Here is a 23,898-nt window from a genome sequence, read left to right on the forward strand (position 1 = left end):
ACGATCGTGCCACCACCGGGCTCCGTGTCACCATGAAGACCTGACGGCCCGCCGCTCTGGCCATCATCGAGTCCCCGATCGAAACACGGCGTTGACATCACGTTCACGCCGAGCGGTTAACGTAGGGGCATGACCTCCACCGTCACCCGCGACGCGAGCCGGCTCACCACGGCCCGCGCGATCCTCTTCGACCTCGACGGGGTGCTCACGCCCACCGTCGACGTGCACCGTCGCGCTTGGGCGCGACTGTTCGCGCCCTACCTCGCGGAGCACGGTGTTCCCGCCTACACCGACGACGACTACTTCCTCTCCATCGACGGCAAGCCGCGGGTCGACGGTGTGCGCACCATGCTCGCCGCCCGCGGACTGAGCCTTCCCGAAGGCAGCCCGACCGACCCACCCGGCACGCCCACCGTCTGGGGCCTCGGCAACCAGAAGAACGGCGAGTTCGAGGCCGAGCTGGTGGAGCACGGGGTGGCCGCCTACCCCGGATCGCTCGAGTTCCTCACCGCAGCGCTCGACGCGGGCTACGAGGTCGCCGTGGTGTCGAGCTCCCGCAACGCGGTGCCCGTGCTCGAGGCGGCCGGCATCCGCGACCGCTTCGACGTGATCGTCGACGGCGAGGTCGCCGCGGCCGAGCACCTGCCCGGCAAACCCGCGCCCGACACCTACCAGCGCGCCGCCGAGCTGCTCGGCTTCACCCCGGAGGAGTGCGTCGTCGTCGAAGACGCGCACTCGGGCGTACAAGCCGGCCGCGACGGAGCCTTCGGCCTCGTCGTCGGAGTCGACCGCGGAGTGGGCGCCCAGGAGCTGCTCGACTCCGGCGCCGACATCGTCGTGAACGACCTCGACGAACTCGTCCCCGCCCTTCGCTGACGCACCCCATCCGACCCGCCCCTCGTCACCGCCGCGAGCCTTCGCTAGCATCGATCGACCCCTTGCCTTCTTCGAGAGAACCCAGATGAATCCGATCGCCTCCGATCCGCTCGACCGTTCCCAGTTCCCGCTCGACGAATGGGCCCTCACCGAAGCGGAGTTCCACACCGCGACCCAGGGGCGCACCGAGACGCTGTTCGCCGTGGGCAACGGCTACCTCGGCATGCGCGGCAACTTCGAGGAGGGCCACAAGGCCTACGCCGAGGGCACCTTCATCAACGGCTTCCACGATACCTGGACCATCCGGCACGCCGAGGAGGCCTACGGGTTCGCGCGCGTGGGCCAGACCATCGTGAACGCTCCGGATGCCCGCGTCATCCGTCTCTACGTCGACGACGAGCCCTTCGTGGTGGCCGACGCCGACACGATCGAGTACTCCCGTCGCCTCGACTTCCGCACCGGCGTGCTCGAGCGCGTGGTGGAGTGGCGCACACCGTCGGGCAAGCGGGTGCTCATCCGTTCGCGCCGTCTCGTGAGCTTCACCGACCGGCACCTCGCCGTGATCGACTACGAGGTCACGATGCTCGACTCCGAGGCCTCGGTGCTCATCTCGAGCCAGATCCTCAACCGCCAGGACCGCGTCGACGAATTCGCGGCCGCCCCCGTCTCGAACGGCGGCAGTTCGGGAGCCCCGATCGCCGACCCGCGCAAAGCCAACGGCTTCGGCGAGCGCGTGCTGCTGCCGCGCTTCAAGTGGGTGCACGAAGGCCGCTACGTGTTGGGTTACCGCACCGCGAACTCGGGCATGACCATCGCGGTCGGCGCCGAGCACCACCTCGAGACCGAGAACGACTGGGACGAGTCGGCCCAGATCGACGACGACATCGCGAAGCAGGTCTACCGCGTGCACGCGAAGGCGGGGCAGCGCATCCGTCTGGTGAAGACCATCGCCTACCACACCTCCTCCACGGTGCCCACGACCGAGCTCGCCGATCGCGCGAACCGCACGCTCGACCGCATCCGCGAGACCCCCATCGAGGAGGTCTTCCAGCGCCAGCGCGAGTGGCTCGACGACTTCTGGGAGCGCGCCGACATCGTGGTGGCCGGCGAGCCCGACGTGCAGCAGGCCATCCGGTGGAACCTGTTCCAGCTGGCGCAGGCGACCGCACGCACCGACGGTGGCGGCATCGCCGCGAAGGGTGTCTCCGGATCGGGCTACGGCGGCCACTACTTCTGGGACACGGAGATCTACGTGCTCCCCTTCCTCACCTACACCTCGCCCCAGGTGGCGCGGAACGCACTGCGGTTCCGGGAAGGGATGCTCGACGCCGCCCGCGAGCGCGCCGTCGAGCTCAACCAGCGCGGCGCGCTCTTCCCGTGGCGCACCATCAACGGGCTCGAGTCGTCGGCCTACTACGCGGCCGGCACGGCGCAGTACCACATCGACGCCGACATCTCCCATGCCCTCTCGCAGTACGTCGCGGCCACCGGCGACGAGGACTTCCTCTACCGCGGCGCCATCGACATCCTGGTCGAGACGGCGCGGATGTGGGCCGACCTCGGCTTCTGGCGCGGGCACGGCGCCGAGGGTGAGACCTTCCACATCCACGGTGTCACCGGTCCGGATGAGTACACGACCGTCGTCAACGACAACCTCTTCACCAACGTGATGGCGCGGGCGAACCTCCGCGCCGCCGTGCGGCAGACGCGCAAGATGAAGCAGACCGATCCGTCCGCCTACGAGCGGATGGTGAAGCGACTCGACCTGCAGGAAGACGAGATCCTCGAGTGGGCCACGGCCGCCGAGGCGATGCACGTGCTCTTCGACGAGGATCTCGGCATCCACCCGCAGGACTCGCAGTTCCTCGAGAAGGAGCTGTGGGACCTCGAGAACACGCCCGCCTCGAAGCGCCCGTTGCTTCTGCACTTCCACCCGCTGGTGATCTACCGCTTCCAGGTGATCAAGCAGGCCGACGTGGTGCTCGCCCTCTTCTTGCAGGGCGACGAGTTCACCACCGAGGAGAAGCGCGCCGACTTCGAGTACTACGACGCGCTCACCACGGGCGACTCGACCCTCTCCGCCTCGACGCAATCCATCATCGCGGCCGAAGTGGGCTACCGCGAGCTCGCGCTCGGTTACTTCCGGGCGGCGCTGTTCGTCGACCTCGGCGACCTGCACAACAACACGGCCGACGGCATCCACGTGGCCTCCACCGGCGGGGTGTGGAGCGCGCTCGCCTTCGGGTTCGGCGGCATGCGCGACTACCTCGGCAAGTTCACCTTCGACCCGCGGCTGCCGGAAGAGTGGGACTCGCTCGTCTTCCACGTCTGCATCAAGGGCTCGCTGATCGAGGTCGACCTCCGGCAGGACCGCATGACCTTCACGATCGAGAAGGGCGGCCCGGTGGTGGTCTACGTGCGCGGCGAGCGAGTGGAGGTCGGCCCCGGCGCACCGGTCACGGTCACGCTGGCCGACGACCGCCCCACCATCGAGGGAGCACCCACCACCTCCGACATCGAGGGCACGGTGCGCGCTGACGGTTCGGTCATCACGGCCTCGATGCCCACGATCGTGGCCGAGCACGACGAGCCCGACGCTCTGGTGGGCATGGACTAGCAAGTTTTTGTGCAAATACGGAGGACCGACCCCGTATAGGGCGTCGGTCCTCCGTATTTGCACAAAAACTAGTCACCCCGGCGGGGCCGAGAGACCCAGGCGGGGGTAGAGCACCTCGAAGCCCTTCTCGAAGCCGCCCTCGAGGGCGTCCACCACGTGGCCGGCGCCCGGGATGACATAGTAGGTGGTGTTCCACCCGGCCGCCTTCGCGGCATCCGAGGCTCCCTGCGCCTCGGGAATGAACGTGGGGTCGTTGCCGCCCACCGTGAAGATGGCGGTGGTGTCGGGGTACTTGTGCTCGCCCGACTTCAGAATGGCCTCGGGCTTCTGCGCCTCGAAGGCCGCGGCGTCGCCGCCGAACAGGTTCGCGATCACCTGGTCGGGCTCTTCCGACCCCGGGTACTCCTCACCGGAGATGTCGAGCACGTTGCCCCAGAGCTCGGGGTACTTCGCGCCGTACTTGAACGCGCATCCGCCGCCGTTGGAGTAGCCCGCGATCACCCAGTGCGCCGGGTCCTGGTCGATCCGCAAGTTCGCACGCGCCCACGCGGGAACGTCCTGCGTGATGAAGGTCTCGGCATTGCCGAGCTTCGCGGTGTCGGAGCACACCGGGTCGAGGTCGGGGTCGCCGAGCTGGTCGGCCACGATGACGATCGGCGCGAGCCCCTTGTTCTTCGCTGCGTACTCGTCGAGCACGGTGGCGATGTACTGCACGTCGGGGTTGCCCGGCTGACCCATCATGAGGATGACGAGCGGCAGCTCGGGAGCGTTCGGCACCTGCGCGGCGGGCGGCAGGTAGATGCCCGCCGGCCGGCTCGAGAACCCGGATGCGGTCGCCGGGATGGCCTGCGTTCCGGTCTTGCTCGTGGTCGGCATGTCGGCGGGCGGGGTCCAGGTCTCGTAGAGCGGCTTGCTCGCGGTGTCGGGGTCGGGACTGCCGGTCGGTGTGGGGTTCGGCTTGTTGTCGATGTCGATCGGGTTCTCGATGGTGATGCCGAGAAGGGCCGCGATCGTGGGGTTCAGGCCGAAGTAGGCGTTGATTCCGAGGGTTCCGGATGCCGCGAACAGCACGATCCCCACGACGGCGATGACTTTGCGCCACCACCGCGAGCGCCAGAGGTTCACCACGGCGAGACCGATGGCGGCGAAGGTGGCGACGATCCAGGCATCCGTCTGCACGGTGAGCGGAACCCCGAAGAGGTCGAGGGCTTCGACGATGGCGATCGTGGCGAAGGCGATGAGGGCGCCGCCGAGCAGGCCGATGAGCGCCGTGAGCACCCAGCGGATGCGCGGCGGGCGCACGAGGAGGTAGACGAACGCGGCCGCGCTCAGGGCGAAGATGACCCAGATCAGGGGCCCCTTGATGATGTCGATGCCGAGGATCGCGTCCATCTACTTCTCCTCCGGAGCGCTGAAACGGCGGTCGAGCCATTCCACGAGATCGCCCACCACCTCGTCGCGGTTGGTCTCGTTGAAGACCTCGTGGCGCGCATCCTGGTACACGATCAGCTGCACGTCTCTCAGCTTCGAGCGCGTGCGGTAGGCGTCGCGGAGTTTCTGCGCACTGCGTTCGCCGCCGAGGGTGTCGTCGGTGCCCACCATGATGAGCAGCGGCACGTCGGCACTCAGCCGTTTGGCGGGGCGGCCGAACAGGCGCAGCGCGTCGACGACACCGAACAGCTTGGCCACCTCGGCCGGGAACATCAGCTCGTCGCCGGCGGCGCGTTCCTGCGCGGCGACGTCGCGGCTGAGCCACTCGAAGCCGTTGCCCCCGCCGCGCGCCGGGCGGTGTTTGCGGGTGAGATCTCCGCCGTCCATGTGGCCGGGCATCCGGTACGCCGTTCCCGTGAGCACGATGCCGGCGTAGTGACTCAGCGCGGGCGTGTTCACGAGCTTCTGCACCATCAGGCTGCCCCAGCTGTGGCCCAGCAGGATCAGCGGCACGTCGGGATGCTCGCGCGCGATCTGGATGCCGAGCTGACGGATGTCGTCGACCGTGGCTCGCAGGCCGCCCTTGCCGAGGTGACCGAGCTGAGAGCGGTCGTTCCCGTGCTGGGCCAGGCCGGTGGCGCCGTGGCCGCGCTGATCGGCGGCGTAGACGCTGTAGCCCGCGGCGTTGAGGTCGTGCGCGAGTGCGTCGTAGCGACGGGCGTGCTCGCCGACGCCGTGGGAGATCTGCACCACGGCTTTCGGAGACGGGACGGTCCAGCCGTAATAGGTGATCTCCACACCCACCTCGTCGGTGAACCGGGCGGTGAAATGGGCGGCCGTGGGCTCCTGCGACATACGTCATTGTTGCACGCGGCCATCGACGGATCAGGGGCGCCGAGCACCCCCAGAACAGGTTCCGGATGCGCTGAACGAGTTGTCCACAGGCCGCGGTTGCGGGCCCACTCTCCACAGATGCCGGGCACCCGACATTCGGCGCCGGAACACGATTTATCCTCACCTCATGAAAAGTTCACTCAGATATTCCCACCGTCTCCTGTCCGGCTTCGTCGCCACCCTGATCGCCGCCGGAGGCCTGGTCGCCGGCACGGCGGCCTCAGCCCAGGCGGCGCCTCCACCTCCATCCGGTCATCGCGACCATGGCCCGGCCGTGGTGCCCGATCCGTTCGTGGAACGCATCGGGGGCGCCGACCGCTATGCCGTTTCCGCCGCGGTCTCGGCACACAGCTTCGAACCGGGGGTGCCGGTGGCCTACGTCGCGTCGGGGGAGGTCTTCTCCGACGCGCTCTCCGCCTCCGCCGCGGCGGGCGCCGAAGGCGGGGTCGTGCTGCTCACGCAACCGGATGCGATTCCGACCCCGGTGGCGACGGAGTTGCGGCGGCTCAAACCGCAGCGCATCGTCGTCCTCGGCGGAACGGCCACGATCGCACCCGAGGTCGAGACCGCACTGCGGGCCTTCTCAGGCCGGGTCGATCGAATCGGCGGCGCCGACCGCTTCGCGGTCTCGGCGAAGGTGTCGGCGAGCGTCTTCGGTTCGCATCGACCCGTCGCCTACGTGGCGTCGGGCACCGCGTATCCGGATGCACTGTCCGCGTCGGCAGCGGCCGGCCGGCTCGGTGGCCCGGTGCTGCTGGTGCGCCCGGATGCCATCCCGGTTCTCGTCGCCGACGAACTCCGCCGACTCGCTCCCGCGAAGATCGTCGTGCTGGGCGGACTGAGCTCCGTCGCCGATTCGGTGATCTCGGAGCTCCGCACGATGGGCACCACCACTCGCATCGACGGCGCCGACCGCTACGCGGTCTCGGCGGCCGTCTCCGCCGGCGCTTTCCCTCCGGGAGTTCCCACGGTCTACGTGGCGTCGGGCACCGCCTTCGCCGACGCGCTCTCCGGCGGAGCCGCCGCGATCGCGAACGCCGGGCCGATGCTGCTCGTCACGACCGACAGCATCCCCACCGCGGTGGGCGTCGAACTCGACCGCCTGCGGCCACGCCGGATCGTGGTGCTCGGCGGAACGGCCTCCGTCTCCGACGCCACTCTGGAGAAGCTGAGGGCCTACCTGCGGTGAGGCGACCGGGCCGGCCGCGGAGGAACGGTGCGGCCGGCCGGGCCGACCCCGCCGCCGGCGGAGCTCAGGATTCGCGGGTGATCTCCACGGTCACGAAGAGCTGCGAACCGAACGGGCCGGCATAGACACCCCGGAGGGGCGCCACGTCGTTGTAGTCGCGACCGCGGCCGACGATGACGTGGCGCTCCCCGATGTCGATCGAGTTCGTGGGGTCGAAGCCACGCCAGTCGCCGCAGAACCACTCCACCCAGGCGTGGGACTCGCCGGCGATGGTCTCGCCGATCTCGGCGTCGGGTTTCGGGTGCAGGTAGCCCGACACGTAGCGCGCCGGGATTCCGACCGAACGCAGGGCGCCGATCGCGATGTGCGTGATGTCCTGACAGACACCGCGCTTGTCGAGCCAGGCCTCGCGCGAGGTCGACTGCACTCCCGTGACGCCCTGCACATATTCGACCTGGCGACCGATCTCGGCGCAGATCTCGAGGGCGGCATCGCAGGGAGACGAGTGCTTGGCGGCGATCTCTGCGGCAAGCGCCGCGAGGTCGGGAGACGGCTCGGTCAGCTTCGTCTGCTTGTTCTGCTCCACGTAGGTCGTCGAGGTAGCCGCGGCATCCGCCAGCAGCGACCAGTCGACCGTGTGCGGCGTATGCGCGCGGTTCCGCACCTCCACGAGGGAGGTGGCCGTGAGCGAGAGCTCCTTGTGCGGCGTCAGCACCTCGAACGACGACACCCGGGTGCCCCAGTAGTCGACGTAGTTGTGCGAGGAGGAGACCGGCGCGATGTCGAGCGAGGAGTGCAGCACGAACTGGCCCTCCGACGAGACGGGGAGCATCCGCGCCTCGTTGTAGGAGGCCTGCACCTCGCCTTCGTAGCGATACCCCGTGACGTGCCTGATGCGCAACCGGTTCATGCGCTCTCTCCGATCCAGCTCGGAGCCGAGTTCGTGGGGAAGTAGCGCTGCCGCACGGCCTCCGAGGCCGCACTGGTCGCTTCCTGCACGCCGTCCATGTGACGGGGCAGTTCTTGCAGGATGTCGGTGATCGGGCGGTACTCCAGTTGCGAGCGGATCTGCCCCAGCAGTCGTTGCGCGCTGTCGGAGGTGCCCACCCGCTCGTTGCGGGGCGCGAGATCGCGCAGGCACTGCTCCGCGCGGGTGACCGAGTAGAGGATCGAGCGCGGGAAGAGGCGGTCGAGCAGCAGGAACTCCGCCGCATTACGGGCCGACGGCACGCCGCGGTAGGTGCGCAGGTAGGCCTCGTAGGCACCACAGGAACGGAGGATCGTCGTCCACGACGGGCCCGACGCCTCGGTGAGCGAGCGGGTCGCGAGCAGGCGCGCGGTCATGTCGGCGCGCTCGATGGAGCGGCCGAGCGTGAAGAAGTGCCAAGCCTCGTCGCGGCTGGCCGAGGATTCCATGATCCCCACCGCGAGCGCCGAGCGGTCGCGCACCCAGCCGAAGAACTCGTGGGTCTTCTCGGCAGCGACCCGGCGCGGCATCCGGGCGCGGGTCGTGTTGAGGCACTCCCAGAGCTCGGTCGACACGATCTCGCGCGCCCGCCGCGCGTTCTCGCGGGCGGCCCCGAGCGAGTAGGCGATCGACGCGGGATGCGTGCGGTCGACGGCCAGCGTCGCCAGCACGTCGGCGCGGGTGAGCGAGCGGCTGTCATCGGGCACGTCGCTGCCCATCACCGAGAGGAGCGACCGGCAGGCCAGGTTCTCCTCGATCCACGGGTCTTCGAGCAGCAGCTGCAGGTGCACGTCGAGGATGCGGGCGGTACCGTCGGAGCGCTCGATGTAGCGGCCGATCCAGAAGAGCGATTCCGCGATGCGCGAGAGCATGGCCATCACTCCCCCTCTCCGTGATCTGCTCCGGATGCGGTCGAGGGATGCGCCAGCGACTGCTGCTGCTGCTGCGCCTGATCCTGATTGCGCGGCCGGTCTTCCGGCGAGTGGTCGGGCTGGTGCCCCACGATCGCGACCGACTGCGTGTTCGCCGCCTGCTCGGCGACGAGCCCTTGGATGTTGTGCCCGTCGGTCGACGACGACAGCGGATCCTGCCCCACCACCCAGGTGTCCTTCGACCCGCCGCCCTGCGAGCTGTTCACCACGAGCTGGCCCTCGGGGAGCGCCACTCGCGTGAGTCCGCCCGGAAGCACCCAGATGTCGCTGCCGTCGTTCACGGCGAAGGGGCGCAGGTCGGCGTGCCGCGGGCGCATCCCGTCTTCGACGAGGGTCGGAATGGTGGAGAGCTGCACCACGGGTTGCGCGATCCAGCCACGTGGGTCGTCGATCAGCCGGGCTCGCAGGGTCTCGAGCTCCTTCGGCGACGCATCCGGCCCCACCACGAGGCCCTTACCGCCGGAGCCGTCGACTGGCTTCACGACGAGTTCGTCGAGCCGGTCGAGCACCTCTTCGAGCGCTCCCGGGTCTTCGAGCCGCCAGGTGTCGACGTTCGGGATGATCGCGTCCTCGCCCAGGTAGTAGCGGATGAGGTCGGGCAGATAGGTGTAGACGAGCTTGTCGTCGGCGACCCCGTTGCCCACCGCGTTCGCGATGGTGACGTTGCCGAGACGCGCGGCGAGTAGCAGCCCGGGGGAGCCGAGCATCGAGTCGGCCCGGAACTGCAGGGGGTCGATGAACTCGTCGTCGACCCGGCGATAGATCACGTCGACGCGGGTCGGACCGGCCGTGGTGCGCATCCACACCCGCCCGCCCGAGCAGAACAGGTCGCGCCCCTCCACGAGTTCGACGCCCATCAGGCGCGCCAGCAGGGTGTGCTCGAAGTAGGCCGAGTTGTAGACGCCGGGCGTCAGCACGACCACGGTGGGGTCGTCGACCCCGGAGGGAGCGGATGCGCGCAGCGCCTGCAGGAGCTTGTTCGGGTAGTCACCCACCGGCCGCACCCGCATCGAGACGAAGAGCTCGGGCAGCGTCTGCGCCATCACGCGGCGGTTCGAGATGACGTACGAGACGCCCGACGGCACACGCACGTTGTCTTCGAGCACCCGCCAGGCGCCCTTCTCGTCGCGGATGAGGTCGATCCCGGAGACCTGGATGCGCACGTTGTTCGGCGACACGATGCCCGCCGCCTCGCGGTGGAAGTGGTTCGACGAGCTGATGAGTCCGGCCGGGATGACGCCGTCACGCACGGCGGCCTGCGACCCGTAGATGTCGGCGAGGAAGGCTTCGAGTGCCCGCACGCGCTGCTTGATGCCGGCCTCGACGTCGACCCACTCGCTCTGCGCGATCACGCGCGGCACGGCGTCGAGCGGAAAGGGGCGCTCCTCGCCGGCGAAGTCGAAGGTGACACCCTGGGCGAGGTAGGAGCTCGCGAGCGCATCCGTGCGCCCTCGCAGCTCCTCCTGGGTCATCTTGGCGAGCGCGTTGTAGATGTCTTTGTAGGCGGCTCGCGCATCCACCGGGTCGTGCGACTTCGGTTCGGGGAACATCTCGTCCCACGGAGAGGCGGCGCCGCGCCGTGTTCTCGGCAGGAGGGTGGCGCCGTAGCCGTCGAACAGGTCAACCATGCGTGCGAGCCTACTGTGGTGGTGTTGCGGCGGTGTTTCCGGAGTATGGCGCGAATGCCCTATGGCCGCGAGGTCGACTCCCGCACGATCAGCTCGGGCTGGAACACCACGTGCCGGAAGTCGGTGCTCCGGGGCGCATCGATCTCGGCCATCAGCAGCTCGGTGGCCGTGCGCCCCATCTCCCAAGCCGGCTGGCGGATCGAGGAGATCGGGATGGCGGCGTTCGCGGCGAAATAGATGTCGTCATAGCCGATGATCGCGATGTCGTCAGGCACCCGCGCGCCGGCGTGCGTGAGGGCTTGCAACACCCCGAGCGCGATCAGGTCGTTGGCAGCGAACACCGCATCAGGCCGCTCGGCCGGCGGCAGCGCGAGCAACTGCTCGGCGCCCACCCGGCCGGCATCGGCTCGCATCGAGTCGAGTTCGAGGATGCGCAGGGGCACGGCTCCGTGCTCGCGAATCGCATCCTGCGCCCCGCCGGAGCGTTGCGCGACCTGCAGCACAGCGCGCGGGCCGCCGACGAAGGCGATCCGGGTGCGGCCGACCTCGAGGAGGTGCTCGGCGGCGATCTGTCCGCCTCGGTAGTCGTCGACCGAGACCGAGCTGAAGCTGCGGGCGTTCTCGTGGCGGTCGACCAGAACGACGGGTGAGCCGCGCTCGCGCAAGCGCTCGAGTCGGGTGAGCACATTGCCCACCGGCGTGATGAGGAGCCCCGCCACGCGCTGCTCCTCGAACAGGTCGAGATAACTCAACTCGCGGCTGGCGCTCTCGCCACTGTTGCCGAGGATGAGCGAGCGGTTGAAGGTCGTCAGCGTGTCCTCGACGCCCCGAGCGATGTCGGTGAAGAAGGGGTTGCTGACATCCAGCACCATGATGCCGACGGTGCGACTCTGGCCGACCCTCAGCTGGCGCGCGGCGTCGTTGCGGATGAAGCCGAGTTTGTCGATGGCGTCGAGCACACGCTTCGCGGTGTCGGGCGCGACGGGCTTGGACTGGTTGAGCACGTTGGAGACGGTGCCCACGGAGACCCCGGCGAGCGCTGCGACGTCGCGGACGTTGGCTGTTGCCATACTCACCTCACCGTGGCCGTTGAGTGCGGAGCGCCGCGATCACCAGCCGATTCGAACGTTTCACGACAATAGCGCGAAATCGGGATTGACGGGCCGATCATTGGTGTCCTAGTCTGAGTGGGCCATCGGTAAAACGATTCAATACACGACAGGAAACGCAGGTCAGATCAATGCCGATCACCGGTCCGACGCAGCGAGTCTGCTTCCAGCTCCAGGTGAGACGCGAGCGGATCGCCGAGTACACGGCCCGCCACGCCGCGATCTGGCCCGAGATGGCCACCGCTTTGAAAGAGTCGGGCTGGAACAACTACTCCCTCTTCCTGCGCGACGACGGACTGTTGATCGGGTACTTCGAGACCGCATCCCTCGAGGATGCGCAGGCTCGCATGGCCGCCACAGAGGTGAACGCCCGCTGGCAGGCCGAGATGAGCGAGTTCTTCGTCGATCTCGACGGAGCACCCGACACCGGATTCCTCCAGCTGACCGAGGTGTTCCACCTCGAAGACCAGCTCGCCTGACCATCCGACAACCCACCCCCACCACGAAAGAGAATTCCCATGGTGCAGTTCAGCGACATCGCGTCCGAGCTCGAGCGTCAAGCGATCGAGCTGCCTTCCTGGGCGTTCGGCAACTCGGGCACCCGCTTCAAGGTCTTCGGCACCCCGGGCACGCCCCGCACGCCCGAAGAGAAGATCGCAGATGCGGCCCAGGTCAACAAGTACACCGGCCTCGCACCGAAGGTCGCCCTGCACATCCCGTGGGACAAGGTCGAGAACTACTCGGCGCTGCGCTCCTACGCCAACGACCTCGGTGTCGACCTCGGCACCGTGAACTCGAACACCTTCCAAGACGAGGCCTACAAGTTCGGCTCACTCACCTCGAGCGACAAGGCGACCCGCCAGAAGGCGATCGACCACCACCTCGAGTGCATCGACATCATGCACCTCACCGGCTCGCAGGATCTCAAGATCTGGCTCGCCGACGGCACGAACTACCCCGGTCAGGGCGACATCCGTTCGCGTCAGGACTGGCTGGCCGAGTCGCTCTCGACGATCTACGACGCTCTCGGGGAATCGCAGCGGCTCGTGCTCGAGTACAAGTTCTTCGAGCCGGCGTTTTACCACACGGATGTCCCGGACTGGGGTACCTCCTACGCCCACGTCTCGGCGCTCGGCGACCGCGCCTTCGTGTGCCTCGACACCGGGCACCACGCGCCCGGAACCAACATCGAGTTCATCGTGGCGCAACTGCTGCGCCTCGGAAAGCTCGGCTCCTTCGACTTCAACTCGCGCTTCTACGCCGACGACGACCTCATCGTGGGGGCGGCCGATCCGTTCCAGCTGTTCCGCATCCTCTTCGAAGTGGTGCGCGGCGGCGGCTACGCGGTCGACTCGCCGGTGGCGTTCATGCTCGACCAGTGCCACAACGTCGAGGAGAAGATCGTGGGCCAGATGCGCTCGGTGCTCAACGTGCAGGAGATGACGGCGCGCGCGTTGCTCGTCGACCGCGCGGCGCTCCTCGCGGCGCAGAACGAGAACGACGTGCTCGGCGCCAACGGCATCCTGATGGACGCCTTCTACACCGATGTGCGGCCGTCGCTGGCTTCCTGGCGCGAGTCGCGCGGACTGCCGGGCGACCCGATCGCCGCGTTCAAGGCATCCGGCTACCAGGAGCAGATCGTGGCCGAGCGCGTCGGCGGCGCTCAGGCGAGCTGGGGCGCGTAACCGCGCTCCCCTCGGCAGGTTTGCGGCCCGGGACCCCTGGTGGTGGGTGTCCCGGGCCGCAATTCGTTGCGCGCTCCGCGCCGCTCCGCCCCTCTGCGCTCACCCGCACGTTTTCGCAGAATGCGGGCGACGGGATGCGCCAAAGCGTGCGGATGAACGGCGATCGGCGGCGGGTGGGGGTGCCGTAGGGTCGAGGGGTGATGGAGGAGCGGATGCGCGCGGGCGGCGCTGCGGCGAGCGCCGGTAGCGCGGCTCGATCGACGGCGGCCCGCCGGCGCACCGCGGGCGCGGCGACTCAGCTCGGCACCGAAGTGAGCATCAACCTCGGCTCGGCCCTCGCCGGCCTCGTGATCCCGATCGTAGGAGCACCCGTCGTGGTGGCCGCCCGGCAGCTGGTGATGGCCGCCGCAGTCCTGCCGTTCTACCGCCCGAGGCGGTCGGAGCTCACCTGGCGGCGACTCTGGCCGGCGATCGCCCTCGGCGTCGCGCTGGCGGTCATGAACCTCTCGTTCTACCAGGCGGTGCATCTGCTCGGCCTCGGCATCGCCGCGACGATCGAGTTCCTCGGCCCGCTCACGCTGGCGCTCGTCACCTCCCGCCGCCTCCTCGACGTGATCTGCGCCGTCGCCGCCGGCGGCGGCGTGTTCCTGCTCACCGGGTTCGACGGCACGGTCGACGTCTGGGGAATCGCGCTCGCGCTCACGGCCGCCGCCGCCTGGGCGGCCTACATCGTGCTCACGCGCCGGGTCGCGACCCGGCTGCCCGGTCTCGAAGGGCTGACCGTCGCGGGCATCGTGAGTCTCGTCATCCTGCTGCCGCTCGCGGTCGCCACCGTGGATGTCACGGTGATCGACGGGCGCGTGCTCGCGCTGCTGGTGGGCGTGGGCATCCTGTCGTCGGCGCTGCCCTACAGTCTCGACACCTTCATCCTGCGACGGATCACCCCCCGCCTCTACGCCATCATCACGGCATTCGGCCCGGTCGTGGCGGCGGTCTTCGGGTGGCTCATCCTGAGCGAACAGTTCACCGTGCTCGAGGTCGTGGCCATCGCGATCGTCTGCGTGGCGGCCGGGACCGCGATCGCCACCCAACGCGACCGCGGCCCGAAGCCCGACCTCGAGCACGTCGCCGAGATCACCCCCTGATCAGAAGCCGATGGACGGATCGATGAACTCGTTCGTGACGATGTCGTCCGGCGTGAGTCCATCGGCAGGCGGCGCGCCCAGATCGGTGAACAGCGGCGTCGTGATGTCGATGATCTTCTGCACCCGCTCGAGGTCGAAGTTGCCGACGGTGTCATCTGGCCCATTACCCACGAGGCCCAGATCCTTCTGCGCCTTCACCGAGTACGCAGCCACACCGGGGGTGTACACCCAACCGTTGTCGAACTCGTCCACGGCCTTGAGGATCAGGTCGTTGGTGGCCGTCGGGTCGGAGTAATACTCCACCGTGGCCTGCTGGATGACCGGCACCAGCTTCGTGAGACAGGGCGAGAGGTCATCGAGGTCGCCGGTGCGCACCGAGAGCGCCGAGGCGTAGATCGGGTACCCGGCATCGTGGATCAGCTGGAACGCCACCGGCTTGCCCCATTCGGGCAACTCGTTCTCGTAGACATAGGGCTCCACGGTGGCGAAGCCCTGCTGGGCGTCGGCGCCGTCGGCGGCCACGAAGCTTGCCGGCGTTCCGTCGTACCCGCCGTCGACGTGCGACGCCGGCAGGATGCCGCTGCCCATCAGGTACTCCATGTACGCCGAGCCGCCGAAGTAGCGCACGAAAGCATCCGTCTTGCCGAGGTCGGCGATGGTCTTCACGTCGGGGTAGGTCGCCGGATCCCACATGATGATCTGCGGACCGACCTCGAACGGCGCGAACACGGCCGTGGTGGGCATGTCGGCCGAGAGCTGCACGGCCTCGTCGGTGTTGGCGTAGCCGAGCGTGATGTCGGGGTCGGCGTACTGCTGGCTGGTGACGGTCTGGAAGCCGATCGCGGGGCCGCCGGAGCGCACTTCCACGTTCACTCCGGTGTACTCACCGCTCGCGAACAACGGCCCTGAGACCGCCTTCGTCGTGGCGTCGATCGTGGCGTCGGGCCCGATCAGTTGGTAGAGGTTGCCCTGTTCGGCCTCGGGGTTCCAATCGGTCTGGATCACCACGGTCGCCGGGCACACGCCGGAGAGGTCGACGGAGCCGATGGTGAGGTCGGACGCGGAGCCGGAAGCCGAGCCGGAGCCCGCCGCCCCGGCGGCGCATCCGCTGAACGAGGCGACCGTGGCGAACAACGCGCCGGCTGCGAGGGTGGATCGGATGAGAGTGGATCGGGTGCGGGGCATGGCATCTCCTTCGGTGAGGGGCGGATGGTGCGGGACGGACGGTGCGGGACGTGCGGATGTGGGATGTGGGACGAATCGGGGCGAGGCGGCCCCGTCAGAGCTCGTCGACGGCGGTGGAGACGGGCGCGCCGCGCAGCGTGAAGCGGTCACGGGTCGTGGTGTAGAAACTCGCGCCGAAGCGGGCGACGGGAGCGTAGTCGGCCAACCGCACGCGCCAAGCCTCGGTGTCGACGAGGTCGTCCCGGGTGTGGAGCGAGACGATCCGGCCGATGAAGATCTCGCGACTGGTCGTGTCGATCTTCTCGTGCAACACGCACTCGAATGCCACGGGCGCCGCCGCGACGGTCGGAGGCGCGACGACGAGCGAGGCGCGCGTCGACAGACCCACCGCATCCAGTTCGCTGATGCCGTGCGGCAGCGAGTCGCTGCACCGATCGGCCGCTTCGGCCAGCTCCTCGTCGACCATGTGCACGACGAATTCCCCGCTCGCGTCGATGTTGCGGGCGGTGTCACGTCGGGCATCCGCTGATCGATTGAGGCTGATGAGCAGCAGAGGCGGCTCCTCGCCGAGCATGCAGAACATGCTGAACGGCGCCGCGTTCACCACCCCGCTTCGGTCGAGGGTGGTGACGAAGGCGATGGGCCGGGGCACGATCAACGAGGCCATCAACTTGTAGCGCGCGTAGTCGTCGATCGCGCCGAAGTCGATGTCAGGCACGGTGGGTCGCCGCCCACCACGACAACAGCACGTCGCGCAGCGCCCCCTCGCGGTCGGCGTAGAGGTCACGCCGCCACAGGCCGGCGAACTCCGCCTCGGTGGTCGCGTCGAGCTGCACCTCGATCGCCTCGTAGGCGATCGGCGTGTTCACGAAGTGTGGTCGGTAGTCGGGGTCACGGGTGAGTTCGCGCTCGACCCGGATGGCGGGTTGCCGGAACTGCTCAACCGTTCGCTGCGTGTCGTAGGCGACGAGGGGCGGCACAGCGTCGAGATCGGCTTCCGACGCCCGAAACCGCTGCACCAGCACGGGCTTGATCGAGAAGTTGCTGGTCTTCATCACGTCGGCGCCGCAGATGTTCGGCACGGCCAGCACGTCCATCACGGCGAGAAGCTCGACGTGGTCGCCGGGCTGAGACGACTGATGGTGGATGCCCGGCATCCCGTCGTCGACGGATGTCGCCATGAAGAAGTTGAACGAGTCGTGCACGTCGTCGGGCGTGAGCCCGTATTCGCGCTGCGCCTCGGCCTGGATGTCGGCGCAGTTCGTGTGCGCAGCGAACCCGTAGGCGGTCTCGTAGAGGTTGGCGCTGCAGCGCGGGAAGACGACGTCGTTGCAGTGCACGGTGTCGGTGAGGATGAACATCATCGCCCGTTCGCGCGGCGGCGACGACCAGAGGAAGTCGCCGGCACCGGGGTTGATGCCGTGGAGTGTGCGCGTGCGCCCGGTGTGGAAGAACTCGCGGTAGTCGTGCAGGTTGAAGCAGTTGAAGTCGACGCACTGAGCGCCCTCGATCTGCTCGATGCGCAACACCTCGCCGGCCCGCACCTCGACGGCCTTGCCGGTGCCGGGCTCGAGCACGAACTCCTCGAGCAGCTCGCGTTCGGCTCTGGCGCTCTGCGCCACTCGGTCGCGCCACCGGTCCGGCCTTCCCGATACCGCCGGCACCGGGAACCGGGAGAGTGCGCCTGAAGCCGACTCGGCGACGGCGCGCCTCAGGAGGCCGGAGAGATCGTCGGCTTCGCCCAGGGTGATGCTGCGCTCGAGCAATTCGCGCTGCTGACGGTTGAGTGCGAGGGAGGTGCGGAGAAGAGTGTCGGACATGAGTTAAGTATGCAGTACGGAGCTTTTCAGTATACGTAAACTTTATGTTTCGTATCCGTTTCCGGCGATGGCGCGAGAGCTGGCCCGTATACTTTCCTCATGCCCACCCCCGAAGCCAGCGCGCTGAGTCGCAGCACCACGGCTTATGCCGCATTACGGGAGGCGATCATGGAGAACGCCCTGAAACCCGGCACGAAACTGCCCGAAGAAGACCTCGGCAACCACTTCGGCGTGAGCCGCACCTTGGTTCGGGCGGCCCTCGCCCGGCTGGCCGCCGAAGGGCTGGTCGACGTGGGCAAGACGAAGTCGGCCACCGTCGCGCAGCCGAGTCCCGAAGACGCCGTCGAGGCCTTCGAGGTTCGACGGGCGCTCGAGCGCGAGGTCGTGCGGTTGGTCGCGCTGCGCTGGAACGACGACCTGGATGCGACGCTGTCGGAGCACATCGAGGCCGAGCGGCAGGCGTCCGACTCCCGCAATCACAAGCTGTCGGTGCGACTGGGCGCCGAGTTCCACCTGCGCCTCGCCGAGATGACGGGCAACTCGCTGTTACGTCGCTATGTGTTCGAGGTACTCGGGCGCACGACCCTCATCCTCGCCGTCTACGGGCAGGCCCACCCGCAGGACGACAGTCTCGCCGAGCATCGTCAATTGCTGGACGCCTTTCGCGCAGGAGACGGGGTGGCCGCCGAGCGGATCGTGGATGCCCATATCGCTTCGGTCGAGGACCGCGCCCTGCACGACACCGAGGTCGACGAGCCAGCGGGGCTGGCCGACATCCTCGGCCGTTACACCGGCGGCCGGGCGGCGCGGTGATCGGCGCGGAACGACGCGAGCGGCTGCTCGGGCGGCTGGAGCAGCACGGCGTCATCCGGCTCGAGGAGTCTGCGGCCGAGCTCGGGGTGTCGACCATGACCGTGCGGCGCGACCTCGAAGCCCTCGAGCGCGAGGGAGTCGTCGTGCGCGTGCGCGGGGGCGCAGTGGCGACCGTGAAGGCGCGCTCCTTCGACGAGCGGCAAGGCGTCGACGACGCAGCCAAGACCGAGATCGCCCGCAAGGCGCTCGACCTGGTGCCCACCAGCGGCACGATCGCGGTCGATGCCTCCTCGACATCCGGTCATCTCTTGAGCCAGCTGCGCACCGTCGACGACCTCGTGATCGCCACCAACTCGGCCCACAACCACGAGCGTGCCCGGGCCGTGCGCGGTGCCCGCGCCATCCTCCTCGGCGGCGAGCTGGAGCCGCGCACCGACAGTTTCGTGGGGCCCATCGCTTGCGCCGCCGCCGCGATGCTCAACTACGACCGCTTCTTCACCTCGGCCTCCGCAGCCGACGTCGAGCACGGCACGAGCGAGACCATCATCGACGAGGCGCAGGTGAAGCGCGAACTCGTACGAGCCTCCCGCGAGACCGTGCTGCTGATCAACTCGGCCAAGCTCGAACGACGCGCGACCGCCGTCGCCATCGCCTGGGCGCAGATCTCGATCGTCGTCACCGAGCTCGACCCCGCCGACTCCCGCCTCGACGCCCTCCGCCCGCTCGTCGAGCTCCGCTGACCGTTCAGTTCAGCAATCCTGGGGCAAAGCGAGCCTGTACCGGGCGCGGTTGCGAGCAGGTTTGCCGTTTCGAACGGGCAATCCGCCTTTCCGCGTTCACCTGGCCGTCATTGACGACCGGAGGAGCTCCTGTTATGTTTTGTGAAGTTCACACAATCTGACACTCGACGGAGCCCTCAATGACGTCCCCCGCTGCCGCCGCGCTCATCGCGCGCTCGAACCGCCTCGGTTCCGACCCGAAGAACACCAACTACGCCGGCGGCAACACCTCCGCCAAGGGCCTCGAGGTCGACCCGGTGACGGGCGAGGAGGTCGAGCTGATGTGGGTGAAGGGGTCGGGTGGCGACCTCGGCACCCTCAAGGAGGAAGGCCTCGCCGTGCTCCGCGTCGACCGCCTTCGTTCACTCGTGAACGTCTACCCCGGGGTCGACCGCGAAGACGAGATGGTGGCCGCCTTCGACTACACGCTCTTCGGCAAGGGCGGCGCGGCGCCCAGCATCGACACCGCGATGCACGGCCTCGTGGATGCCGCCCACGTCGACCACCTGCACCCCGACTCCGGCATCGCCGTCGCCACCGCGGCCGACGGTGGAGAGCTGACCGCGAAGATTTTCGGCGACAAGGTCGTCTGGGTGCCGTGGCGCCGTCCCGGCTTCCAGCTCGGCCTCGACATCGCCGAGATCAAGAAGCAGAACCCGGATGCGATCGGCACGATCCTGGGCGGTCACGGCATCACCGCGTGGGGCGACACCAGCGACGAGGCCGAGGCCAACTCGCTCTGGATCATCCGCACGGCCGAGGCCTACATCGCCGAGAACGGGGCGCCCGAGCCCTTCGGTCCCGCGCTCGAGGGCTACGGTGCGCTCGACGAGGCCGAACGCCGCGCCAAGGCGGCCGCCCTTGCGCCCACCATCCGCGGGCTCGCCTCCACCGACAAGGCGCAGGTCGGCTCCTTCACCGACGCATCCGTCGTGCTCGACTTCCTCGCCAGCGCCGAGCACCCGCGCCTCGCCGCCCTCGGCACCAGCTGCCCCGATCACTTCCTGCGCACCAAGGTGAAGCCCCTCGTGCTCGACCTGCCGGCCGACGCCAGCGTCGAGGACTCGATCGCGCGCCTCAAGGAGCTGCACGCCGAGTACCGCGCCGACTACGCCGCCTACTACGAGCGCAACGCCTCGCCCGACTCCCCCGCGATGCGTGGCGCCGACCCGGCGATCGTGCTGATCCCCGGCGTCGGGATGTTCTCCTACGGCGCCAACAAGCAGACCGCACGCGTGGCCGGCGAGTTCTACATCAACGCCATCAACGTGATGCGAGGCGCCGAGTCGCTCAGCACCTACGCGCCGATCGACGAGGCCGAGAAGTTCCGCATCGAGTACTGGGCCCTCGAGGAGGCCAAGCTCCAGCGCCTGCCGAAGCCGAAGTCGCACGCCACCCGCGTCGCCCTCGTCACCGGCGCGGCATCCGGAATCGGCAAGGCCATCGCCACGCGTCTGGCCGCCGAGGGCGCCTGCGTCGTCATCGCCGACCTCGACCTGTCGAAGGCCCAGGCGGCCGCAGCCGAGCTCGGCGGAACGGATGTCGCGATCGGCGTGCAGGCGAACGTGACCAGCGAGGCCGAGATCGAGGCCGGCATCCGCGCCGCCCTGCTGCAGTTCGGCGGGCTCGACCTCGTGGTCAACAACGCGGGCCTCTCGATCTCGAAGCCCTTGCTCGAGACCACCGAAGCCGACTGGGACCTGCAGCACGACGTGATGGCCAAGGGCTCCTTCCTCGTCTCGAAGGCCGCCGCCCGCGTCTTGATCGAGCAGGAGATGGGTGGCGACATCATCTACATCTCGTCGAAGAACTCGGTCTTCGCCGGCCCGAACAACATCGCCTACTCGGCGACGAAGGCCGACCAGGCCCACCAGGTGCGACTCCTGGCCGCCGAGCTCGGCGAGTACGGCGTGAAGGTGAACGGCATCAACCCCGACGGCGTCGTGCGCGGCTCCGGCATCTTCGCCGGCGGCTGGGGCGCCAAGCGCGCCGCGGTCTACGGCGTGCCCGAGGAGGAGCTCGGCGCCTACTACGCCCAGCGCACCCTGCTCAAGCGCGAGGTGCTGCCCGAGAACGTGGCGAACGCCGTGGCCGTGCTCACCGGCTCCGATCTCACTCACACGACGGGCCTCCACATCCCGGTCGACGCCGGCGTCGCCGCCGCCTTCCTCCGCTAGGCTCCGGGCATGACAGCAGCAGTCGCCGCGGTCGATCTCGGCGCCACGAGTGGGCGGGTCATGCTCGGGTACGTGGGGCACGACGAGCTGCGGCTCGTTCCGGTCGCGCGGTTCCCGAACAACCCCGTGCGCGTGCTCGACGGCCTGCACTGGAACATCCTCGAGCTCTACCGCAACGTCGTCGTGGGCCTCGGCTCGGCACTCCGCGAGGAACCGGATGTGCGCAGCATCGGCATCGACTCCTGGGCGGTCGACTACGCCCTGATCCGCGACGGACGGATGCTCGGCAACCCCTATCACTACCGCGACGACCGCACGGCGGCGGGGGTCGACGCGACCCACACCATCGTCGGGCCCGCCGACCTCTACGCCGCGAACGGTCTGCAGTTCCTGCCGTTCAACACGCTCTATCAGCTCGCCGCCGAGCAGCTGGCCGGATCGCTCGGGGCGGCGCAGTCGATGTTGCTCATCCCCGACCTGATCGGCTACTGGCTCACCGGCGCGCAGCGCGCCGAGCAGACCAACGCCTCCACGACGGGCCTCCTGAACGTGCACACGGGCGGGTGGGACGAGGAGTTGATCCGGCGCCTCGGACTGCCGCGCGGCATCTTCCCCGAGATCGTCGCCCCCGGATCGACGGTCGGCACCCTGGTGCCCGCGGTCGCCGCCGAGCTCGGGGCTTCGCGCGCGCTCCCGGTGAGTGCCGTGGGCTCGCACGACACGGCATCGGCCGTCGTCGCGGTTCCGGCCACCGGCCCCGACTTCGCCTACATCTCGAGCGGCACCTGGTCGCTCGTGGGAGTGGAGCTCGAGCATCCTGTGGTCTCCGAGGACAGCCGCGCCGCCAACTTCACGAACGAGGGCGGCGTCGACGGGCGCATCCGCTACCTGCAGAACGTCTCGGGGCTCTGGCTGCTCTCGGAATCGGTGCGCAGCTGGGAGCGGGGCGGCGAGCAGATCGATCTGCCGACACTCCTCCACGCGGCCGCAACCGTCGACGCGCCGGTGCCGGTGTTCGACGCGGCCGACGCGCGTTTCGTCGCGCCCGGCGACATGCCCGCCCGCATCGCAGCGTGGTGCACCGAACACGGCCTGGTCGCCCCGCAGAGTCGAGCCGAGTTCGTGCGCAGCATCCTCGAGAGCCTTGCGGATGCCTATGCCAGGTCGATCGAGACCGCTGCGGCCCTCTCGGGCAAGCAGGTCTCGGTGATCCACGTGGTGGGCGGCGGCTCGCAGAACGCGCTGCTGTGTCAGCTCACCGCCGATCGCACCGGTCTGCCGGTGCTCGCCGGGCCGGTCGAGGCGACCGCAGTGGGCAACGTGCTGGTGCAGGCGCGCGCACAGGGCCTGATCGCGGGCGACACGTCACTCGAGGGCTTGCGCGCGATCGTGGCGAAGACCTTCTCCCCCGTGCGCTACGAGCCGGCGGTGCGCTGACCCGAACGCCCCTGCCCGACTCCTGCGTGATTTCGGGAGGAGGAGAGCGCAACCGAGGGCGTTATGGGCGCCGGTTGCGCTCTCCTCCTCCCGAAACGCGCGAGCGGCACGGGTAGGGTGGCGGCGTGAATGCTGAGGTGGGCGCCGACGGCGGAGCGGATGCGCGGGCCGGCACGCCGGTCACAGCCGACGACGGAGCGGATGCGCGGGCCCGCGCGGCCGGCAGCACGAGCGACGGGCACGACGCGCCGGTCGTGAGCCGGGGCATACTGTTCCCGGCAGAATCAGCACCCGTGGTGCGGCTCGACCGATATCGGCCGAGCGCCGACCTCGCGGCGTTCGTGCGGCACTACTGGATTCCGCGCTGGAGCCTTCCGCCCGGCCAGACGCACGAGGAGCTGCTGCTGCAGTATGCCACCTGCAACCTCGTGGTGAGCGACGGCTACGCGGCCCTCTTCGGCCTGGCCCGGGGCGTCGGGTCGCGCACGCTGGAGGGCACGGGGTGGGCGTTCGGCGTGATGCTCCAGCCGGGAACGGCACGCGCGCTGCTGGACGCGCGCCGCGAAGCCGGGGGCCGGGCCCGGGCCGGAGCGACGGCGGGCGGGCACGAGGACACCACCTCGGTCGGCCCGCTCGGGACCGAACGCACCGTGGCGAGCCTGTCCGAAGCGCCGGCGCCGCTCGACGGCCTGGTGACAAGCGGTGCCGCACTCGCGGCGCGCATCCGTTCGCTCCACGACGACGACACCGGCATGATCGCCGCCTTCGAGCAGTGGCTGCGGGGGCTTCGGCTCGATGCAGCGCGGGGCGCGGTGATCAACGAGATCGTGCACGCCGTGGAGACCGAGCCCGAGCTCCGCACCGTCGACGAACTGGCCACCCGGTTCGGTCTCGGTGTTCGCAGCCTGCAGCGGCTCACGGCCGAGTTCGTGGGCATGAATCCGAAGTGGCTGTTGCAGCGCCAGCGACTCCAGGATGCGGCCGCGCGCCTGCGCGAGAGCGGCGGCGCTCACGACGGTGCGGGTCTCGCCGGCCTGGCCGCCGAACTGGGCTACGCCGACCAGGCGCACTTCAGCCGCGACTTCGCGCGAGCCGTCGGGATGGCTCCCGGCGAGTACTCACGACGGACACAGGTCGAATCCGGGCGGAACGTGCCAGAATTGCGGAGCGAGGGCGTGTCCTGAGTAAACGCACCGAGCACCACGGGGGTATCC

At 69.0% G+C, this 23,898-nt stretch carries 20 protein-coding genes; 11 read left to right on the forward strand and 9 right to left on the reverse strand.

All coding sequences use genetic code 11. The annotated features are described in order from the left end of the window. The first annotated feature begins 129 nt into the window (after positions 1-129). Positions 130-876 carry an HAD family hydrolase gene (locus tag BLW00_RS05035; protein WP_092550031.1) on the forward strand — a complete coding sequence of 249 codons (747 nt, stop codon included), beginning with the start codon at positions 130-132 and terminating at the stop codon, positions 874-876. Positions 877-961: 85 nt separating this feature from the next. Continuing rightward, a complete protein-coding gene (locus tag BLW00_RS05040) occupies positions 962-3,493 on the forward strand; it encodes a glycoside hydrolase family 65 protein (protein ID WP_092550034.1) in 2,532 nt (843 codons plus the stop codon). Positions 3,494-3,565: 72 nt separating this feature from the next. Here BLW00_RS05040 and BLW00_RS05045 read toward each other — a convergent pair whose 3' ends face one another. Both BLW00_RS05045 and BLW00_RS05050 read right to left on the reverse strand, forming a co-directional pair. Next, the gene (locus BLW00_RS05045) at positions 3,566-4,885 is read right to left on the reverse strand and encodes an alpha/beta hydrolase-fold protein (RefSeq protein WP_092550037.1); all 1,320 of its coding nucleotides are present in this window, start codon (positions 4,883-4,885) and stop codon (positions 3,566-3,568) included. Next, positions 4,886-5,779: an alpha/beta hydrolase gene (locus tag BLW00_RS05050; protein ID WP_092550040.1), complete on the reverse strand. Its 894-nt coding sequence runs from the start codon at positions 5,777-5,779 to the stop codon at positions 4,886-4,888. Positions 5,780-5,945: 166 nt separating this feature from the next. On the opposite strand from BLW00_RS05050, the gene BLW00_RS05055 reads away from it, so the two are divergent. Next, entirely contained in the window at positions 5,946-7,007 is a 1,062-nt protein-coding gene (locus BLW00_RS05055; protein ID WP_092550043.1) for a cell wall-binding repeat-containing protein, read from the forward strand. A gap of 64 nt (positions 7,008-7,071) precedes the next feature. Here BLW00_RS05055 and BLW00_RS05060 read toward each other — a convergent pair whose 3' ends face one another. From BLW00_RS05060 to BLW00_RS05075, 4 genes are read right to left on the reverse strand one after another with little or no spacing between them, the layout of a single operon-like run. Further along, complete coding sequence (locus tag BLW00_RS05060; RefSeq protein ID WP_092550046.1) at positions 7,072-7,917, reverse strand: transglutaminase family protein; 846 nt, start codon at positions 7,915-7,917, stop codon at positions 7,072-7,074. Further along, positions 7,914-8,846 (reverse strand): alpha-E domain-containing protein, encoded by a 933-nt coding sequence (locus tag BLW00_RS05065; protein WP_092552001.1) that lies wholly within the window; start codon positions 8,844-8,846, stop codon positions 7,914-7,916. Before BLW00_RS05065 ends, BLW00_RS05060 begins: the two co-directional genes overlap by 4 nt. Before the next feature lie 5 nt (positions 8,847-8,851). Continuing rightward, positions 8,852-10,534, reverse strand: coding sequence for a circularly permuted type 2 ATP-grasp protein (locus BLW00_RS05070; RefSeq protein ID WP_092550049.1), 1,683 nt, complete (start codon positions 10,532-10,534; stop codon positions 8,852-8,854). 59 nt (positions 10,535-10,593) lie between these two features. Continuing rightward, positions 10,594-11,604 carry a LacI family DNA-binding transcriptional regulator gene (locus BLW00_RS05075; RefSeq protein WP_092550052.1) on the reverse strand — a complete coding sequence of 337 codons (1,011 nt, stop codon included), beginning with the start codon at positions 11,602-11,604 and terminating at the stop codon, positions 10,594-10,596. 170 nt (positions 11,605-11,774) lie between these two features. Between BLW00_RS05075 and BLW00_RS05080 the strand changes: the two genes are divergently transcribed. The 3 genes from BLW00_RS05080 to BLW00_RS05090 all read left to right on the forward strand — a co-directional run bounded on the left by BLW00_RS05080 (position 11,775) and on the right by BLW00_RS05090 (position 14,473). Continuing rightward, positions 11,775-12,122 carry an L-rhamnose mutarotase gene (locus BLW00_RS05080; protein ID WP_092550055.1) on the forward strand — a complete coding sequence of 116 codons (348 nt, stop codon included), beginning with the start codon at positions 11,775-11,777 and terminating at the stop codon, positions 12,120-12,122. A gap of 39 nt (positions 12,123-12,161) precedes the next feature. Further along, positions 12,162-13,328, forward strand: a complete 1,167-nt coding sequence (gene rhaI / locus BLW00_RS05085) for an L-rhamnose isomerase (RefSeq protein WP_092550058.1) — start codon at positions 12,162-12,164, stop codon at positions 13,326-13,328. A 200-nt stretch (positions 13,329-13,528) separates the two neighbouring features. Further along, entirely contained in the window at positions 13,529-14,473 is a 945-nt protein-coding gene (locus BLW00_RS05090; protein ID WP_245741404.1) for an EamA family transporter, read from the forward strand. On the opposite strand, the gene BLW00_RS05095 is transcribed toward BLW00_RS05090, so the two are convergent. The 3 genes from BLW00_RS05095 to BLW00_RS05105 all read right to left on the reverse strand — a co-directional run bounded on the left by BLW00_RS05095 (position 14,474) and on the right by BLW00_RS05105 (position 17,478). After that, complete coding sequence (locus BLW00_RS05095) at positions 14,474-15,658, reverse strand: nitrate ABC transporter substrate-binding protein (RefSeq protein ID WP_092550064.1); 1,185 nt, start codon at positions 15,656-15,658, stop codon at positions 14,474-14,476. Between the two features lie 94 nt (positions 15,659-15,752). Beyond that, positions 15,753-16,376, reverse strand: coding sequence for a flavin reductase family protein (locus BLW00_RS05100; RefSeq protein ID WP_217634295.1), 624 nt, complete (start codon positions 16,374-16,376; stop codon positions 15,753-15,755). After that, positions 16,369-17,478, reverse strand: coding sequence for a DUF1989 domain-containing protein (locus tag BLW00_RS05105; RefSeq protein ID WP_092550067.1), 1,110 nt, complete (start codon positions 17,476-17,478; stop codon positions 16,369-16,371). Before BLW00_RS05105 ends, BLW00_RS05100 begins: the two co-directional genes overlap by 8 nt. A 99-nt stretch (positions 17,479-17,577) precedes the next feature. Here BLW00_RS05105 and BLW00_RS05110 point away from each other — a divergent pair, with 99 nt between their 5' ends. From BLW00_RS05110 to BLW00_RS05130, 5 genes are all read left to right on the forward strand, one after another. Further along, positions 17,578-18,291 (forward strand): GntR family transcriptional regulator, encoded by a 714-nt coding sequence (locus tag BLW00_RS05110; RefSeq protein WP_092550070.1) that lies wholly within the window; start codon positions 17,578-17,580, stop codon positions 18,289-18,291. Further along, positions 18,288-19,031, forward strand: coding sequence for a DeoR/GlpR family DNA-binding transcription regulator (locus BLW00_RS05115; RefSeq protein WP_092550074.1), 744 nt, complete (start codon positions 18,288-18,290; stop codon positions 19,029-19,031). The genes BLW00_RS05110 and BLW00_RS05115 overlap by 4 nt, the downstream gene beginning before the upstream one ends. Before the next feature lie 179 nt (positions 19,032-19,210). Next, a complete protein-coding gene (locus BLW00_RS05120) occupies positions 19,211-21,247 on the forward strand; it encodes a bifunctional aldolase/short-chain dehydrogenase (RefSeq protein WP_092550077.1) in 2,037 nt (678 codons plus the stop codon). A 9-nt stretch (positions 21,248-21,256) separates the two neighbouring features. Next, positions 21,257-22,684 (forward strand): rhamnulokinase, encoded by a 1,428-nt coding sequence (locus BLW00_RS05125; RefSeq protein ID WP_092550080.1) that lies wholly within the window; start codon positions 21,257-21,259, stop codon positions 22,682-22,684. Positions 22,685-22,809: 125 nt separating this feature from the next. Beyond that, complete coding sequence (locus tag BLW00_RS05130) at positions 22,810-23,868, forward strand: helix-turn-helix domain-containing protein (RefSeq protein ID WP_139256632.1); 1,059 nt, start codon at positions 22,810-22,812, stop codon at positions 23,866-23,868. The last annotated feature ends 30 nt before the right edge of the window (positions 23,869-23,898 follow it).

The sequence above is a fragment of the Herbiconiux ginsengi genome, from assembly GCF_900107435.1.
GTDB lineage: Bacteria > Actinomycetota > Actinomycetes > Actinomycetales > Microbacteriaceae > Herbiconiux > Herbiconiux ginsengi.

What these genes read in the sequence shown, in the direction of transcription:
- BLW00_RS05060 (WP_092550046.1), bottom strand. Translation starts at nt 7,917, where the DNA reads ATGAACCGGTTGCGCATCAGGCACGTCACGGGGTATCGCTACGAAGGC.
- BLW00_RS05045 (WP_092550037.1), bottom strand. Translation starts at nt 4,885, where the DNA reads ATGGACGCGATCCTCGGCATCGACATCATCAAGGGGCCCCTGATCTGG.
- BLW00_RS05090 (WP_245741404.1), top strand. Translation starts at nt 13,529, where the DNA reads ATGGAGGAGCGGATGCGCGCGGGCGGCGCTGCGGCGAGCGCCGGTAGC.
- BLW00_RS05110 (WP_092550070.1), top strand. Translation starts at nt 17,578, where the DNA reads ATGCCCACCCCCGAAGCCAGCGCGCTGAGTCGCAGCACCACGGCTTAT.
- BLW00_RS05035 (WP_092550031.1), top strand. Translation starts at nt 130, where the DNA reads ATGACCTCCACCGTCACCCGCGACGCGAGCCGGCTCACCACGGCCCGC.
- BLW00_RS05080 (WP_092550055.1), top strand. Translation starts at nt 11,775, where the DNA reads ATGCCGATCACCGGTCCGACGCAGCGAGTCTGCTTCCAGCTCCAGGTG.
- BLW00_RS05075 (WP_092550052.1), bottom strand. Translation starts at nt 11,604, where the DNA reads ATGGCAACAGCCAACGTCCGCGACGTCGCAGCGCTCGCCGGGGTCTCC.
- BLW00_RS05095 (WP_092550064.1), bottom strand. Translation starts at nt 15,658, where the DNA reads ATGCCCCGCACCCGATCCACTCTCATCCGATCCACCCTCGCAGCCGGC.
- BLW00_RS05125 (WP_092550080.1), top strand. Translation starts at nt 21,257, where the DNA reads ATGACAGCAGCAGTCGCCGCGGTCGATCTCGGCGCCACGAGTGGGCGG.
- BLW00_RS05055 (WP_092550043.1), top strand. Translation starts at nt 5,946, where the DNA reads ATGAAAAGTTCACTCAGATATTCCCACCGTCTCCTGTCCGGCTTCGTC.
- BLW00_RS05120 (WP_092550077.1), top strand. Translation starts at nt 19,211, where the DNA reads ATGACGTCCCCCGCTGCCGCCGCGCTCATCGCGCGCTCGAACCGCCTC.
- rhaI (WP_092550058.1), top strand. Translation starts at nt 12,162, where the DNA reads ATGGTGCAGTTCAGCGACATCGCGTCCGAGCTCGAGCGTCAAGCGATC.
- BLW00_RS05070 (WP_092550049.1), bottom strand. Translation starts at nt 10,534, where the DNA reads ATGGTTGACCTGTTCGACGGCTACGGCGCCACCCTCCTGCCGAGAACA.
- BLW00_RS05050 (WP_092550040.1), bottom strand. Translation starts at nt 5,779, where the DNA reads ATGTCGCAGGAGCCCACGGCCGCCCATTTCACCGCCCGGTTCACCGAC.
- BLW00_RS05065 (WP_092552001.1), bottom strand. Translation starts at nt 8,846, where the DNA reads ATGCTCTCGCGCATCGCGGAATCGCTCTTCTGGATCGGCCGCTACATC.
- BLW00_RS05040 (WP_092550034.1), top strand. Translation starts at nt 962, where the DNA reads ATGAATCCGATCGCCTCCGATCCGCTCGACCGTTCCCAGTTCCCGCTC.
- BLW00_RS05105 (WP_092550067.1), bottom strand. Translation starts at nt 17,478, where the DNA reads ATGTCCGACACTCTTCTCCGCACCTCCCTCGCACTCAACCGTCAGCAG.